This window comes from Streptomyces sp. NPDC045678, from assembly GCF_056432085.1.
Genome location: NZ_JBWKJS010000008.1, coordinates 291,168 through 305,660, shown reverse-complemented (window position 1 = coordinate 305,660; position 14,493 = coordinate 291,168). Strand labels below are relative to the sequence as shown.

Here is a 14,493-nt window from a genome sequence, read left to right as displayed (position 1 = left end):
CGAAACCCTTGCGCCTCACCGAACTCAGTGAACGCAGAACTCGTTCCCCTCGGGGTCCGTCATGAGCACCCACTCGCCTCCCGGCTCCTTGACGTGCCGTTCCACGGCGGCGCCGAGCGCCTCGAGGCGGGCCACCTGATCGTCACGGGCCCCCGGCTCACTGTGCACGTCGATGTGGAGCCGGTTCTTGCCGGTCTTGGTCTCGGGCACGCGTTGGAACAGGATCCGGCGGCCGAGACCGGTGCCGCTCCCCTCGTCGTACGGGTCGTCGGGGTGCCGGACGGCGATCAAGTCCCGCCAGGCGCGGCGGCCGCGGAACTCGAGGGTCGCGGCCTCGGGGGCGGCGCCGAGGCCGAGCAGGCGCTCGATCAGCGCGCTGTTGTCCTCGACCTCGTAGCCCAACGTCTCGGCCCAGAAGGCGGCTTGGGCATGCGGATCGGCGGCATCGATGACGAGCTTCCAGTGCAGGGTGGTCATGGTAACCAGTTTTAGCGGTTACGGCGGCCCTGTGCACGTAGTGGCGGTGAACTGACTTCACCTAAGGGGCGATTGAGGGCCGACTCCGGGTGATCCCGGATCGTGCGGCGGCGGCGCAGGCGTCACTCTGGAATTGCGCGGAACTCTGAGATCGCAAGAGCGGAACTCTGAAGTCACAAGTGGGGGGGGCAGGGCGATGAGGCAGAGTCGACCACTTGTGCGACCACTCGTGCGCGCCGCAGACGCGGCCACCTACGTCAACGTCTTCGCCCTGACCGGCATCGCCACGGTCCTCGTCACCCGCGCCTTCCTTGCCCAAGCGGGCTATCCCAAGCTGGGCGGGGGCGGTGGAAGTCCGCTGCACATCGCCCACATACTGTGGGGCGGACTGCTGATGATGGCGGCGATCCTGCTCACGCTCGGCTTCCTCGGCAGAGGCGCCCGGGTCGCCGGCGCCTTCGTCGGCGGCATCGGCTTCGGACTCTTCATCGATGAGGTCGGCAAACAGATCACGGACGAGCCGGGCTACTTCTACGAACCGGCCGCCGGGATCATCTACTTGAGCTTCGCGCTGCTGCTCCTCCTCACCCACCTCATGCGCCGCCGCGCCGCGCGGACCACCGGCCTCGACGCGCGACAGCGCTCCGTGCACGCCGCCGACCTCGCGCTGGCCGGTGTCGCCGACGGGCTCACCGCCGAGCGGCGCCGCGCGGCGCTTCGACTCGTCGAGGGCTCGGACCGAGAGCTGGACGCGGCGCTCGCGCGGCTGATCGCCGCCGTTCCCGAGCGCCCGACCGCGGCTCCCACGTGGTGGCGGAGGTGGGCGTCAGGCGTGGGGCGTGCGCTGCGGTGGTTGGCGCGGACCCGGGTCGTGCTCGCTCTGGCCGTGCTCTGCCTGCTGACCGAAGCGCTGCTGTTCTCCGTCTGGATGTCCGTGGACCTCTTCGGCGGACAGCTGGCACAGGAACCGCAGCCCGGCGCCCATCTCGCGGTCGCGCTCACCGAAGTGGTCTCGGCCGTCCTGGGGATCATCGGGCTGATACGTCTGCGCGGTGACCGGGCGACGGCCTTCCGGTTCTTCCAGGCGGCGTTGCTCGCGGACATGTTCATCGGCCAGATATTCAAGTTCACGATGGACCAGTTCGCCGCGGTGGTGGAGCTGGGCGTCGACCTGACCCTGCTCTGGGTGATATCCGCGTTCCTTGCCGCTCAGCGCCTCCCGGCCCCGGCACCAGCCCCGGCACCAGCGCCGGCCCCGGTCCCCGTCTCTTCGGTGGCCCGCGCGTCGTAGTCGGCACGGGCGGCGGCGATCTCGTTCTGGTGCTCCTCCGTCCAGGAGACCAGGGCTTGGATCGTGTGGTGCAAGGTGCCGCCGAGCGGAGTGAGTTCGTACTCGACCCGCGGCGGCACGACGGGATGCACCGTGCGCTTCACGAGGCCGTCGCGCTCCAGCTGCCGGAGCGTGACGGTCAGCATCCGCTGGCTGATGCCGTCGATCTCGCGCCGTAGTTCGGTGAAACGCAGGCGGCGGCGGTCCAGGAGCGCGATGACCAGCAACGACCACTTGTCGGCCACCCGGTCGAGGATCTGCCGCACCTGGCAGTCCTCGCGGGTGTCCCACTGGAAGGGATCGGCTTCGCCGTAGTCCACGGTGCCCGGGAGGTTACTCGGTGACTTTGAAGTGCCTTCTTCCACGGCTCCCGATGCTGCCGCAGGATGCCAGTGGTTACAAGAGGGAACCGACCCTCAGCGCCGTAACCGCGTACGCGGCTGTCCGTCATGACGGCCGACACCCCTCCCAGCCCCCGCCCGCCATGGCGGGCGCCCCCCCCAGCCCCCGCCCGCCTCCCCCACACGCCAACCCCACTCGTCTACGAAGGAGTTCTGCCATGAGTGCACGTGCCTGGGCGTTGCTTCTCGTCCTCTGCGGCACGATCTTCCTCGAGGGCATCGACATCGCGATGCTGGCGATAGCGATCCCGGAGATCAGATCCGACCTGGGGCTTTCGACGGGCACGGCCGCGTGGGTGATCAGCGCGTACGTCCTCGGGTACGCGGGGTTCACCCTGCTCGGCGGCCGCGCGGCTGATCTGCTCGGCAGGCGGCGGATGTTCCTCGCGTGGCTGGTGGTCTTCATGGTCTTCTCCGGGCTCGGTGGCTTCGCGACAGAGGGCTGGATGCTGGTCGTGGCGCGGTTCGTGACCGGGGTGGCCGCGGCGTTCATGACGCCGGCGGCGATGTCGATCATCACCACTTCGTACGACGAGGGGCCCGAGCGGAACAGAGCATTGTTGATCTTCGCCGGGACGTCCGCGGGCGGGTTCTCGCTCGGTCTGGTCGTCGGCGGGCTGCTCACCGAGATCGGCTGGCAGTGGGTGTTCTTCACGCCGGTGTTCTTCGCGGGTGTGATCCTGGCAGCGGGGATCCGGCTCATACCGAAGCGGGACGACGAGGCCGGAGCTGCTTCCCTGCGTGTGGCGCGGCGGTTCGACCTGCCGGGGGCGGCGACAGTGGCCGGGACCATGCTGCTGCTCGCCTTCGGCATCGTGCGGCTGGAGCACGGCCTCTCGGGCTGGCCGTTGACGCTCGGCGCGGCGGTCGCGGGGCTGGGGCTGGGTGCCGTCTTCGTGCGGGTGGAGCGGCGTACGGACGATCCGCTGGTGCGGCTCGGGATCCTCCGTACCGGGTCCGTGGCGCGGGCCGGGACGGGAGCGCTGCTCTACCTCGGGGCCTTCATGGGCTTCCAGTTCGTCCTGACGCTCTATCTCCAGGAACTGCGCGGCTGGTCGTCGTGGCAGACCGCCGTCGCGATGATCGTGCTGGGCTGCGATGTGTTCCTGTCACCGACACTCACGCCGCGCCTGGTCCGGAGGTACGGCAACAGGCGCGTGATTCTGGGCGGGTTCTTGATGGCGGCGGTGGCGTACGCGCTGTTCCTGCCGGTCGGCGCGGACTGGCCGTACCTGGCGATGTTCCCGACGCTGCTCCTCGCGGGCACCGGGTTCGCCCTGACGCTCGGCCCGCAGATGATCGCCGCGACGGACGGCGTGCCGCAGCGGGAGCAGGGCCTGGCGAGCGGGCTGCTGCAGACCGCCTCGCAGTTCGGAGCCGCAATCGGCATATCGGCCGTGACGGCCGTCTACGGCTTGGTCGAGGAACACGGGGGAGCGGGCGGCGGGGTGGATCTGAGCGCGTTCCGCACGGCGCTGGTGGTGCCGTTGGTGATGGCGGTACTGGGGGCGGTGGTAGCGGCGGCGGGCGTACGCAAGGAGGGGAGGGGCAAGATCGCGGCGGCGGCCCTGCCGGTGGCCGGTGGCCGGCCCGCATCATTGCGGCACCACCCGCACCCCGCACCATTGCGGCACCAGCCGCAGAGGCTCACGGACCGGCGCCGAAGCGGCGCACCTGAGGCACCGGCCGCCTTGCCCCCGTGCGAGGCCCGATAGCCACTCACCACGGTCTCGTGACCCCAAGCAACGAGTGGACCGATCCCGGGGCACTCCGAGCGGGTCTGCCTCACCACCTCAAGCCGACGCCTCACCACCTCAAACCGTCGCCTCCCGCTCGCCCCGCTCGTCCCGCTCGTCCCGCTCGTCCCGCTCGTCCCGCTCGCCCCGCTCCCCTCGTTCATCCCGCCCCTCCCGCTGCCCGTGCTCTGCCCGCTCCACAGGGATTCCCGGCTCGACCACCGTGGCCGCCACCCGCGCCACCCGCGCCGCCGCGAGGCGTGCGGCGTTTCGGCGGGCCGTGCGGAGCGCGTCCCAGGTCAGGAGGGAGAGGGCGAGCCAGACCAGGGCGAAGCCCGCCCAGCGCTCGGGAGGCATGGCCTCGTGGAAGTACAGGATGCCGAGGAGGAACTGGAAGACGGGGGCGAGGTACTGGAGGAGGCCGAGCGTGGAGAGCGGTACCCGGATCGCCGCCGCTCCGAAGCAGACCAGGGGCGCGGCGGTCACCACGCCGGTCGCCGCGAGCAGCGCCGCGTGCCCGGCGCCCTCCGTGCCGAAGACGATGTCGCCCTGCGTGGCGATCCACACCAGGTAGCCGACGGCCGGCAGGAACTGGACGGCGGTCTCGGCGGCGAGGGACTCCAGGCCGCCGAGGTTGACCTTCTTCTTCACCAGGCCGTACGTCGCGAAGGTGAAGGCGAGGCAGAGGGAGATCCACGGTGGCCTGCCGTAGCCGAACGCGAGGACGAGCACCGCGGCGAAGCCGACGCCGACCGCCGCCCACTGCACCGGGCGCAGCCGCTCGCCGAGGAGCAGGACGCCCATGGCGATGGTGACCAGCGGATTGATGAAGTAGCCGAGGGAGGCTTCGACGACGTGGCCGGAGTTCACGGACCAGATGTAGACGCCCCAGTTGACGGTGATGACCGCCGCGGCGATCGTCACCAGGCCGAGCCTGCGCGGCTGGCGGAGCAGTTCGCGCGCCCAGTCCCAGCGGCGTATGAAGAGCAGCGCGATGCCGACCACCACGAGGGACCAGGCCATCCGGTGGGCGAGGATCTCGACGGCGCCGGCCGGTTTGAGGAGCGGCCAGAAGAGGGGGACGAGGCCCCACATCCCGTAGGCGGCGAAGCCGTTCAGCAGCCCGGTGCGCTGCTCGCTCTTTACCGACTTCCCGGCTGCTCCGCTGTCCACGGCTCCTCCTCGATGCACGGCAGTCCCACTGCTGCCGCACTGAAGGTAGCGCCGTGAGCCCCCGCCTGTCATGCCCGTAAACGGGGGACAGTCATGACTGGCGGTTCAGGCCTGCGAGCGCCGCCGCGACGGCCTCGGAGATCGGCGTCGTGGGGCGGCCGATCAGCCGCGCGAGCTCCCCGGTCGTCCCGGCCAGACGTCCCCGTGCGATCGCCGCGTCCACGTCGACGAGGACCGCGGCCAACGGCTCCGGCAGCCCGGCGCCGGTCAGGACGGCGAGGTGCTGCTCGGCGGGGACGTTCGCGTACGAGATGTCCTGACCGCTCTGGGCCGCGACCTCCGCGGCGTACTCGGCGAAGCTCCACGCGACGTCGCCGCTCAGCTCGTACACCTGGCCCTCGTGGCCCTCGCCGGTCAGGACGGCGACGGCGGCCGCGGCGTAGTCGGCGCGGGAGGCGGAGGCGACCCGGCCCTCGCCCGCGGAGGCGACGACGGCGCCGTGCTCCAGGACCGGGGCGAGGTGCTCGGTGTAGTTCTCGTGGTACCAGCCGTTGCGCAGGAACGTGTAGGGCAGGCCGGAGTCGAGGATGAGCTGCTCGGTCACCTTGTGCTCGGCCGCCAGCTCGAAGTCGGCGTCGGGGCCGCCGAGGACGCCCGTGTAGGCGAGGAGTGCGACGCCCGCCGCGCTCGCCGCGTCGACGACAGCGCGGTGCTGCGGCACGCGCTGCCCGACCTCGCTGCCGGAGATCATCAGGACCCGGTCGCCGGCGGTGAAGGCACCGGCCAGGGTCTCGGGGGCGCTGTAGTCGGCGATCCGCAGCTCGATCCCGCGCTCGGCGAGGTCGGCGGCCTTGCCCTTGTCGCGTACGACGGCCGCGATGTTCCCGGCGGGGACGCGGGCGGCCAGCAGCCCCTCGATGACGAGACGGCCGAGGTTTCCGGTGGCTCCGGTGACGACGATGCTCATGTCTGAAAGCTCCTGGTGAGTGACTCTTCGGTGCGGTCTGCCACCCACGTTAGCTACAGCGCTAACTATTCGTAAGTACCCACTTTGAAGTAAGGTGCTGGTATGGCTGTAAGTACTCGGAAGTCGGGCGTCGAAGCGATGTGTCCGTACCGCCTCGTCCTGGAACACGTCACGAGCCGGTGGGGCGTCCTCATCCTGATCGCGCTCGAAGAGCGCTCGTACCGTTTCAGCGAGCTGCGCCGGGCCATCGGCGACATCAGCCGCGTGAGTGAGAAGTCGCTGGCCCAGACGCTGCAGACCCTGGAGCGCGACGGCCTCGTGCACCGCGACGCCAAGCCGGTCATCCCGCCCCGCGTCGACTACTCCCTCACGGACCTCGGCCGCGAAGCCGCAGTGCAGGTGAGGACCCTCGCGACCTGGACGCAGGAGCGCATGGACGACGTACAGAAGGCGCGGCAGGCATACGACGAGGCCCGGTCCTGAGGGATCAGGACCGGGCCTCCGGGGCGTGCGTCGACCGGCCGACGGCCGTCGGACCGGCCGACGACCTAGCCGACGACCGTCCACGTGTCGCCGCCGGCGAGCAGTGCGGCCAGGTCGCCCTTGCCGTTCTGCTCGATGGCGGTGTCGAGCTGGTCGGCCATGAGCGTGTCGTAGACCGGGCGTTCGACGCTGCGGAAGACGCCGATCGGCGTGTGGTGCAGCGTGTCCGGGTCGGCGAGCCGGGAAAGCGCGAACGCCGTGGTCGGCGACGTGGAGTGCGCGTCGTGGACCAGGACGTCGCCCTCGTTCTCCGGCGTGACGGCGACGACCTTGAGGTCGCCGGTCACCGCGTCGCGCACGACGCCCTTCGATCCCTCGGTGCCGAAGCGGATCGGCTGCCCGTGCTCGAGGCGGATCACCGCCTCCTCCGCCTGCTGCTTGTCCTTGAGGACCTCGAAGGCGCCGTCGTTGAAGATGTTGCAGTTCTGGTAGATCTCCACGAGCGCGGTGCCGGGGTGCTCGGCGGCCGCGCGCAGCACCTCCGTGAGGTGCTTGCGGTCGGAGTCCACCGTGCGGGCCACGAACGACGCCTCTGCGCCGATGGCCAGCGACACCGGATTGAACGGCGCGTCCAGGGAACCCATCGGCGTCGACTTCGTGATCTTGCCGACTTCCGACGTGGGGCTGTACTGCCCCTTGGTGAGGCCGTAGATCCGGTTGTTGAACAGCAGGATCTTCAGGTTCACGTTGCGGCGCAGTGCGTGGATCAGGTGGTTGCCGCCGATGGACAGCGCGTCGCCGTCACCGGTGACCACCCAGACGCTCAGATCCCGTCGCGACGACGCGAGGCCGGTGGCGATCGCCGGGGCACGGCCGTGGATGGAGTGCATCCCGTACGTGTTCATGTAGTACGGGAAGCGGGAAGAGCAGCCGATGCCCGAGACGAAGACGATGTTCTCCTTCGCCAGGCCCAGCTGCGGCATGAAGCCCTGCACCGCGGCCAGCACGGCGTAATCACCGCAGCCGGGGCACCAGCGCACCTCCTGGTCGGACTTGAAGTCCTTCATGGACTGCTGGGCTTCGGCCTTGGGCACCAGGGACAGCGCTTCGATCGTGCTCCCGGTCCCCTCCGGCCCGGCCGTTTTCGTGTCAGCCATCGATGGCCTCCTTGAGAGCCGTGGCGAGCTGCTCGGCCTTGAACGGCATTCCGTTGACCTGGTTGTACGAGACAGCGTCCACCAGATACCGCGCCCGGATCAGCGTGGCGAGCTGACCGAGGTTCATCTCGGGGATCACCACCTTGTCGTAACGCGCGAGGACGTCGCCCAGATTCCGCGGGAACGGGTTGAGGTGGCGCAGATGGGCCTGCGCGACGGACTCACCCGCGGCGCGCAGCCGCCGGACGGCCGCGGTGATCGGCCCGTACGTCGAACCCCAGCCGAGGACAAGCGTGTCGGCGTCCCCGCCGGCGTCGTCGACCTCCAGGTCCGGCACGGCGATCCCGTCGACCTTCGCCTGGCGGGTGCGGACCATGAAGTCGTGGTTGGCCGGGTCGTACGAGATGTTGCCCGTGCCGTCCTGCTTCTCGATGCCGCCGATACGGTGCTCCAGACCCGGCGTGCCCGGGATCGCCCATGGACGGGCCAGGGTCTGCGGATCGCGCTTGTACGGCCAGAAGACCTCGGTGCCGTCGGCCTCGGTGTGGTTGGCGCCGGAGGCGAACTGAACGCGCAGGTCGGGCAGTTCGTCGACCTCGGGGATGCGCCAGGGCTCGGAGCCGTTGGCGAGGTAGCCGTCGGACAGCAGGAACACCGGAGTCCGGTACGTCACCGCGATGCGGGCCGCCTCCAGCGCCGCGTCGAAGCAGTCCGCCGGGGTCTTCGGCGCCACGATCGGCACCGGTGCCTCGCCGTTGCGCCCGTACATCGCCTGGAGCAGGTCGGCCTGCTCGGTCTTCGTCGGCAGCCCCGTGCTCGGCCCGCCGCGCTGGATGTCCACGATCAGCAGCGGCAGTTCGAGGCTGACGGCCAGGCCGATGGTCTCCGACTTGAGCGCCACACCGGGCCCCGACGTCGTCGTCACCGCAAGCGACCCGCCGAACGCTGCGCCCAGGGCCGCGCCGATGCCCGCGATCTCGTCCTCGGCCTGGAAGGTCCGTACGCCGAAGTTCTTGTGCTTGGACAGCTCGTGCAGGATGTCCGAGGCCGGGGTGATCGGGTAACTGCCCAGGTAGAGCGGCAGGTCGGCCTGCCGGCTCGCCGCGATCAGACCGTACGACAGAGCCAGGTTGCCGGAGATGTTGCGGTAGGTGCCGGTCGCGAACGCCTGGGCGGCCGGAGCGACCTCGTACGAGACCGCGAAGTCCTCGGTGGTCTCGCCGAAGTTCCATCCCGCGTGGAATGCCGCGATGTTCGCCTCGGCGATCTCGGGGCGTTTCGCGAACTTGGCTCGAAGGAACTTCTCGGTTCCCTCGGTCGGCCGGTGGTACATCCACGAAAGGAGACCGAGCGCGAACATGTTCTTCGAGCGCCCCGCGTCCTTGCGGGAGAGGTCGAACTCCTTGAGGGCCTCCACGGTCAGCGTGGTCAGCGGCACCGGGTGCACGCTGTAGCCGTCCAGGGAGCCGTCCTCCAGCGGGGAGGTGGTGTAACCGACCTTCTGCATGGCGCGCTTGGAGAACTCGTCGGTGTTCACGATGACCTCGGCGCCGCGCGGCACGTCACCGATGTTCGCCTTCAGTGCCGCCGGGTTCATCGCGACCAGTACGCTCGGTGCGTCGCCCGGCGTCAGGATGTCGTGGTCGGCGAAGTGCAGCTGGAAGGACGACACGCCCGGCAGCGTTCCGGCGGGCGCACGGATCTCGGCGGGGAAGTTCGGCAGCGTCGACAGGTCGTTGCCGAAGGACGCCGTCTCCGAAGTGAACCGGTCACCCGTGAGCTGCATACCGTCACCGGAGTCCCCCGCGAAGCGGATGATCACTCGGTCCAGACGCCGCACGTCCTTGTCACCTGCGGGCTTGCGTTGCTCTCCGACGACAGCTCCGTCGGCCTGCTCGGCTTGGCTACTGACCTGGCTGGTCACTGAACTGGACCTCCCTCGAGGCGACTGAGCGGATCGCCGGGACGACCGGCGCTCCCAAGGTCCACCCTACGTCTGTAAGGGTCGCCTTCCTGGGGTTGTTCGCATGGTGGATCCACTTCTGAGACACCGTGTTGCATTGGTTTGCCATGGTTTGCCTCGCCCCCCGGTCCTTCCTGGATGACGCTCCCCGCTCGTCCTTTGGTTCTAGGACCTGCCTCCCCGGGGCCTGCTTCCGGCCGACTCCGGCTGCCTGTGACGATCAGTCACTCTCCGTGGCTTCCCCCTGATCCCGCTCCTGATGCCGCCGCAGACCGCACTCCCGATATCGCTGGTCGCGCCCGTGCTCCAGATGGTGCGCCGACGGCCCCCGGCGTGTCCGAGGGCGCCCTCCCCATGGCCCCGGCAGGGGGTCCGACGGCACCCGACCCGGGCTCCAGCGGTGCCCGACCCGGGCTGTGGCCACAGCCCTGGACCGGCAGCTTCCGCTGGATTCCACATATCTGAGAGGTTGTCAGTCATTCATGAGTTGAGATAGGTGAGGACCGCAAGCACACGGCGGTGATCCCCGTCACTCGGGGAAAGACCGAGCTTCAGGAAGATGTTGCTCACGTGCTTCTCGACGGCGCCGTCGCTCACCACGAGCTGTCGGGCGATCGCCGAGTTGGTCCGTCCTTCGGCCATGAGGCCGAGTACCTCACGTTCGCGTGGAGTAAGCCCCGCGAGCACATCCTGCTTGCGGCTGCGGCCGAGGAGCTGCGCCACGACCTCCGGATCGAGCGCCGTGCCACCGTCCGCCACCCGCACCACGGCGTCGACGAACTCCCGCACCTCGGCGACCCGGTCCTTGAGCAGATAGCCCACGCCACGGCTCGAACCGGCGAGCAGTTCGGTGGCGTACTGCTCCTCGACGTACTGCGAAAGGACCAGGACCCCGAGGCCGGGGTGCTGGTGACGCAGGTACACGGCGGCGCGCACGCCCTCGTCGGTGTGGGTCGGCGGCATCCGTACGTCGGCGACGACCACGTCCGGCAGGGTGTTCTGCGCGGCGAGATCGGTGATCGTCTTGATCAGGGCGTCGGCATCTCCCACCCCCGCGACCACGTCGTGCCCGCGGTCGGTCAGCAACCGGGTCAGGCCCTCCCTGAGCAGCACTGAATCCTCGGCGATGACCACCCGCACTTTGTCCTCCACTTTTTGGCCCCCCGGCACTTTTCTGGCCCCCGGGCACTTTTGGCCCCCCGGCGCGCTTGTCTGGTCCGCGTCCGGCCGACGGCGGTGATGCCGACCGGACGCGTGGCGCCGACCGCTTGGCGCCGAACACTTGGCACCTCAGTATCGCGCGATCCGCCCCGACCCACCGGCCCGCTCGCCGGACTGCTCTCTTGCCGGTCAGGTGCGGCGGCCGCCTTCTCGGGGGGGGCGTGTCGACGGGGGGCCGGCTCGGGTCGGGGTCAGGGTCCAGCTCAGGGCTCGGGTCAGGGTACAGCTCAGGGCCGGCCGAGGGGCGTGGGCAGCTCAGGGCCGGCCGAGGGGGGCGTGGGCAGCTCAGGGTCGGCCGAGGGGGGGGCGTGGGCAGCTCAGGGCCGGCCGAGGGGGCCCAGCTCGGGTCGGGGTCAGGGTCGGGGGCAGCTCAGGGCCGGGGCCGGGCCCAGCTCAGGGCTGGCCGGGGGCCCAGCTCCGGTCGAGGGCAGGGTTCGGCACCCCGCTCGGGGGCGGGGGCCAGTACCCGCTCAGGGCGAGAGGCCGGCCCACGCCCAGAGGACGGCCCCCGCCAGAAGTCGGCCCCGCCAAAGGCCAGCACCGGCCAGCGGCCGGCCCCCGCCTCAGGCCTTGCGCCACGGCAGTTCCGCCGTGATCGTCGTCGGGCCGCCCACCGGCGAGTCGACCACCAGGATCCCGTCGACCGCGTCGAGCCGCTCCGCGAGCCCCGCGAGGCCGGAGCCCGCCGACACGTCGGCGCCACCCGTCCCGTTGTCGGTCACCTGGAGCATCAGCCGGTTCTCGGCCCGCCAGACGTCGACGCCCGCGGCCTGGGCGCGGCTGTGCTTGCTGATGTTCTGCAGCAGTTCGGAGACCGTGAAGTACGCGATGCCCTCGATGGCCGCCGCGGGGCGGCTCGTCAGGTCCACCTCCACGTGGACCGGCACCGTGCACCGGGCCGCCAGCGCGGAGAGTGCGGCGTCCAGACCGCGGTCGGTGAGGACGGCGGGGTGGATGCCGCGGGCCAGATCGCGCAGCTCCTGCAGGGCCACCTTCACCTCGCCGTGCGCCTCGTCCACCATGCGCGCCGCCGCCTCCGGGTCCTCGGTGAGCTTCTCCTTGGCCAGGCCGAGATCCATGGCGAGGGCGACCAGGCGGGCCTGTGCTCCGTCGTGCAGATCGCGCTCGATGCGGCGCAGGTCGGCGGCCGCGGTGTCCACGACCACGCCGCGGTCCGACTCCAGCTCGACGACGCGGGTCGCGAGCCGCGAGGGGCCGAGCAGCCCGTACACCATCACGCGGTCCACGGTCGTCAGAGCCCGCAGGATCCACGGCGTGGCCAGCGTGATGAGGAGACCCGTCGCGGCCGTGATGCCGATCTCGAAGGGGTTGTCGAGGTAGATGCGGTGCCCGTCGTCCCCGCCGTACAGCTGGATGCCGTCCTGTCCTCCGTACATCGGAAAGAGCCAGAACCACAGCGGGTACGTGAGCATCATCCAGCCGTACGTCCAGAAGGCGACCGCCACCGTGAACGAGAAGACCGACCACGGCAGCATCAGCAGCGAGTAGAGGACGTGCCGCCAGGACGCGCCGCTCTTGAGGACCGCGCCCATGAGCGCCATCGGGCCGCCGCCCTTGGGCCGCAGCGGCTCCGGCGAGGCGACCTCCAGGCCGAGCAGGCCGCGCGCCCGCGTCCGCTCCAGCGCCCCGATGCCGCGGCAGCCGGCGAGACCGGCGGCGAGCACCGGGATGCCGATGAAGGTGATCAGCAGGCCCACGCCGAGCGAGAGCATGGTGACGGCGAAGACGAAGGACGTGATGCCGATCGGCAGGCTCAGCATGGTGTAGCCGAACTCCCGCCAGGTGCGGGCCTCGAAGGGGGCGCGCAGTCCTGCGGGCAGCCGGTGGCGCGGCCGCTCCTCGACGTCGGTTCCCCGGAAGTCCGGCCGGTCCATGTGCGTGTACCCCTGTCCGTAATCCGTGGCCATCGCTGCCGTCCGTTTCTGGGTCTGTGTATATCTGAGCCCGGGCCGGGCCTGGCCGGGCCAAGGCCCGTGGTTCGCGGCCGCCCGGCCGCCGTAGTTACAGACTCGCCGTCGCGGTGGCCCGGAACCATGGAGCCGGTCGGCGTCTTGAACCGGGGGTTTTCCCTACCTTCGTGACCCGCGCGGGGCCGAAGCCCGCGTCTGTGACCCGCGCGGGGCCGAAGCCCGCGTCTGTGACCTGCGAGGGTCCGAAGCCCGCGTCTGTGACCTGCGAGGGTCCGAAGCCCGCGCCTGTCACCTGCGGAGGCCGAAGCCCGCGCCTGTCACCTGCGGAGGCCGGGAGCCGCGCCCGGCACCCGCGGAGGCCGCGAGCCGCGTCCATCATCCGCGGAGGCCGGAAACCGCGTCCGTCGAGCGGTCGCGCCACGGCAGCTCCGCCGTGATCGTCGTGGGACCGCCCTCGGGCGACTCGATCACGAAGAGCCCGTCCACCGCGCCGAGCCGGTCGGCGAGCCCCGCCATGCCCGTGCCGCCGTCCAGCCGCGCGCCGCCGCGCCCGTCGTCCCACACCTGGATGAGCAGCCGTTCGTCCGCCTGCCACACGTCGACGCTCGCGGTCCTCGCCCCGCTGTGCTTGCTGATGTTCTGCAGCAGTTCGGAGACCGTGAAGTACGCGATGCCCTCGATGGCCGCCGCCGGGCGCGCGGGAAGGTCGGCGGTCACCTTGACCGGCACCGTGCAGCGCGAGGCGACGGAGGAGAGAGCGGCGTTCAGACCGCGGTCGGTGAGGACGGCGGGGTGGATGCCGCGGGCCAGGTCGCGCAGTTCCTGCAGGGCCAGCTTCACCTCGCCGTGCGCCTCGTCGACCATGGAGGCCGCGGCGTCGGGGTCCTCCAGGAGCTTCTCCTTGGCGAGGCCGAGTCCCATGGCGAGGGCGACGAGGCGGGCCTGTGCCCCGTCGTGCAGATCGCGCTCGATGCGGCGCAGGTCGGCGGCCGCGGTGTCCACGACCACGCCCCGGTCGGACTCCAGTTCGGCGATCCGCTGCTCCAACTCGTCGGAGGGGGAGAGCAGTCCGCGGACCATCGCCCGGTCCGCGTTGGTGAGCCCGCGCACGACGAAGGGCAGCACCGGCCAGAGCACGAAGAGCCCGACGGTGACGACGGCGAAGGTCAGCACGCCCCAGGGCAGCCGGATGAACCCGTACAGCATGGTGCGCCAGCCCACCGGGTCCTTCAGGTTCGACCACAGCCGCCCGAGGAAGCTCTGCCCCCGCCGCCACGGCATCGGACTCGGCTCGTCCACCTGTACGCCCAGCAGTTTCCTGGCCCGCGCCCGCTCCGCCCTGCCCAGGACGCGTGCGCCGAGCAGCCCCAGTGCGAGCAGCGGCAGACCGATCACGGTCACGGTCAGACCGATGCCGATGGACAGCGCGCTCACCGTGTAGACGAAGCCGACGATGCCCATCGGCAGGTTCACCAGGAGGTGGGCGATCTCCTTCCAGGTGTACCTGTCGTACGCGAAGCGCGCGGGGGGCGGCCGGTCGTCGTGCAGAGGCGTGGTGCGTGCGGTCATACGCGCTAGGGTGCCCGGCCCGCCGCCGCGGCGCCATGAGGGCGGCCGCCCGGACAGCCGGGGGATAACCCCACCCCGGGGGCGA

General features: G+C 70.6%; 12 protein-coding genes. 3 read left to right on the top strand and 9 right to left on the bottom strand.

The annotated features are described in order from the left end of the window. Window positions 1–24 precede the first annotated feature (24 nt). Window positions 25–477 (bottom strand): VOC family protein, encoded by a 453-nt coding sequence (locus AC07DO_RS28030; RefSeq protein ID WP_479063484.1) that lies wholly within the window; start codon window positions 475–477, stop codon window positions 25–27. 229 nt (window positions 478–706) lie between these two features. Between AC07DO_RS28030 and AC07DO_RS28025 the strand changes: the two genes are divergently transcribed. Then, window positions 707–1,768 carry a hypothetical protein gene (locus AC07DO_RS28025; protein WP_479063483.1) on the top strand — a complete coding sequence of 354 codons (1,062 nt, stop codon included), beginning with the start codon at window positions 707–709 and terminating at the stop codon, window positions 1,766–1,768. Here AC07DO_RS28025 and AC07DO_RS28020 read toward each other — a convergent pair. Next, the gene (locus AC07DO_RS28020; protein ID WP_479063482.1) at window positions 1,687–2,172 is read right to left on the bottom strand and encodes a winged helix-turn-helix transcriptional regulator; all 486 of its coding nucleotides are present in this window, start codon (window positions 2,170–2,172) and stop codon (window positions 1,687–1,689) included. The genes AC07DO_RS28025 and AC07DO_RS28020 overlap by 82 nt on opposite strands. Before the next feature lie 194 nt (window positions 2,173–2,366). On the opposite strand from AC07DO_RS28020, the gene AC07DO_RS28015 reads away from it, so the two are divergent. Continuing rightward, window positions 2,367–3,923, top strand: coding sequence for an MFS transporter (locus tag AC07DO_RS28015; protein ID WP_479063481.1), 1,557 nt, complete (start codon window positions 2,367–2,369; stop codon window positions 3,921–3,923). 99 nt (window positions 3,924–4,022) lie between these two features. On the opposite strand, the gene rarD is transcribed toward AC07DO_RS28015, so the two are convergent. Together rarD and AC07DO_RS28005 are read right to left on the bottom strand one after the other, a co-directional pair. Continuing rightward, window positions 4,023–5,039 carry an EamA family transporter RarD gene (gene rarD, locus AC07DO_RS28010; protein WP_479063652.1) on the bottom strand — a complete coding sequence of 339 codons (1,017 nt, stop codon included), beginning with the start codon at window positions 5,037–5,039 and terminating at the stop codon, window positions 4,023–4,025. Between the two features lie 169 nt (window positions 5,040–5,208). Next, entirely contained in the window at window positions 5,209–6,084 is an 876-nt protein-coding gene (locus AC07DO_RS28005) for an SDR family oxidoreductase (RefSeq protein ID WP_479063480.1), read from the bottom strand. Window positions 6,085–6,186: 102 nt separating this feature from the next. On the opposite strand from AC07DO_RS28005, the gene AC07DO_RS28000 reads away from it, so the two are divergent. After that, a complete protein-coding gene (locus tag AC07DO_RS28000; RefSeq protein WP_479063479.1) occupies window positions 6,187–6,567 on the top strand; it encodes a winged helix-turn-helix transcriptional regulator in 381 nt (126 codons plus the stop codon). A 65-nt stretch (window positions 6,568–6,632) separates the two neighbouring features. Here AC07DO_RS28000 and AC07DO_RS27995 read toward each other — a convergent pair whose 3' ends face one another. The 5 genes from AC07DO_RS27995 to AC07DO_RS27975 form a co-directional block, all read right to left on the bottom strand. Beyond that, on the bottom strand, window positions 6,633–7,724 hold the full coding sequence (locus tag AC07DO_RS27995; protein ID WP_479063478.1) for a 2-oxoacid:ferredoxin oxidoreductase subunit beta: 1,092 nt from the start codon (window positions 7,722–7,724) through the stop codon (window positions 6,633–6,635). Next, entirely contained in the window at window positions 7,717–9,648 is a 1,932-nt protein-coding gene (locus AC07DO_RS27990; protein WP_479063477.1) for a 2-oxoacid:acceptor oxidoreductase subunit alpha, read from the bottom strand. Before AC07DO_RS27990 ends, AC07DO_RS27995 begins: the two co-directional genes overlap by 8 nt. A gap of 519 nt (window positions 9,649–10,167) precedes the next feature. After that, window positions 10,168–10,827, bottom strand: coding sequence for a response regulator transcription factor (locus AC07DO_RS27985; protein WP_317850484.1), 660 nt, complete (start codon window positions 10,825–10,827; stop codon window positions 10,168–10,170). Between the two features lie 644 nt (window positions 10,828–11,471). Then, window positions 11,472–12,836, bottom strand: coding sequence for a sensor histidine kinase (locus AC07DO_RS27980; protein ID WP_479063476.1), 1,365 nt, complete (start codon window positions 12,834–12,836; stop codon window positions 11,472–11,474). 378 nt (window positions 12,837–13,214) lie between these two features. Next, window positions 13,215–14,408 carry a sensor histidine kinase gene (locus AC07DO_RS27975; RefSeq protein ID WP_479063475.1) on the bottom strand — a complete coding sequence of 398 codons (1,194 nt, stop codon included), beginning with the start codon at window positions 14,406–14,408 and terminating at the stop codon, window positions 13,215–13,217. Window positions 14,409–14,493 lie beyond the last annotated feature (85 nt).

Bases quoted from the DNA above. Each gene is read 5' to 3' on its own strand.
- AC07DO_RS28030 (WP_479063484.1), bottom strand. From the start codon at position 477: ATGACCACCCTGCACTGGAAGCTCGTCATCGATGCCGCCGATCCGCAT.
- AC07DO_RS28015 (WP_479063481.1), top strand. From the start codon at position 2,367: ATGAGTGCACGTGCCTGGGCGTTGCTTCTCGTCCTCTGCGGCACGATC.
- rarD (WP_479063652.1), bottom strand. From the start codon at position 5,039: ATGTGGGGCCTCGTCCCCCTCTTCTGGCCGCTCCTCAAACCGGCCGGC.
- AC07DO_RS28005 (WP_479063480.1), bottom strand. From the start codon at position 6,084: ATGAGCATCGTCGTCACCGGAGCCACCGGAAACCTCGGCCGTCTCGTC.
- AC07DO_RS28000 (WP_479063479.1), top strand. From the start codon at position 6,187: ATGGCTGTAAGTACTCGGAAGTCGGGCGTCGAAGCGATGTGTCCGTAC.
- AC07DO_RS27995 (WP_479063478.1), bottom strand. From the start codon at position 7,724: ATGGCTGACACGAAAACGGCCGGGCCGGAGGGGACCGGGAGCACGATC.
- AC07DO_RS27980 (WP_479063476.1), bottom strand. From the start codon at position 12,836: ATGGCCACGGATTACGGACAGGGGTACACGCACATGGACCGGCCGGAC.
- AC07DO_RS27975 (WP_479063475.1), bottom strand. From the start codon at position 14,408: ATGACCGCACGCACCACGCCTCTGCACGACGACCGGCCGCCCCCCGCG.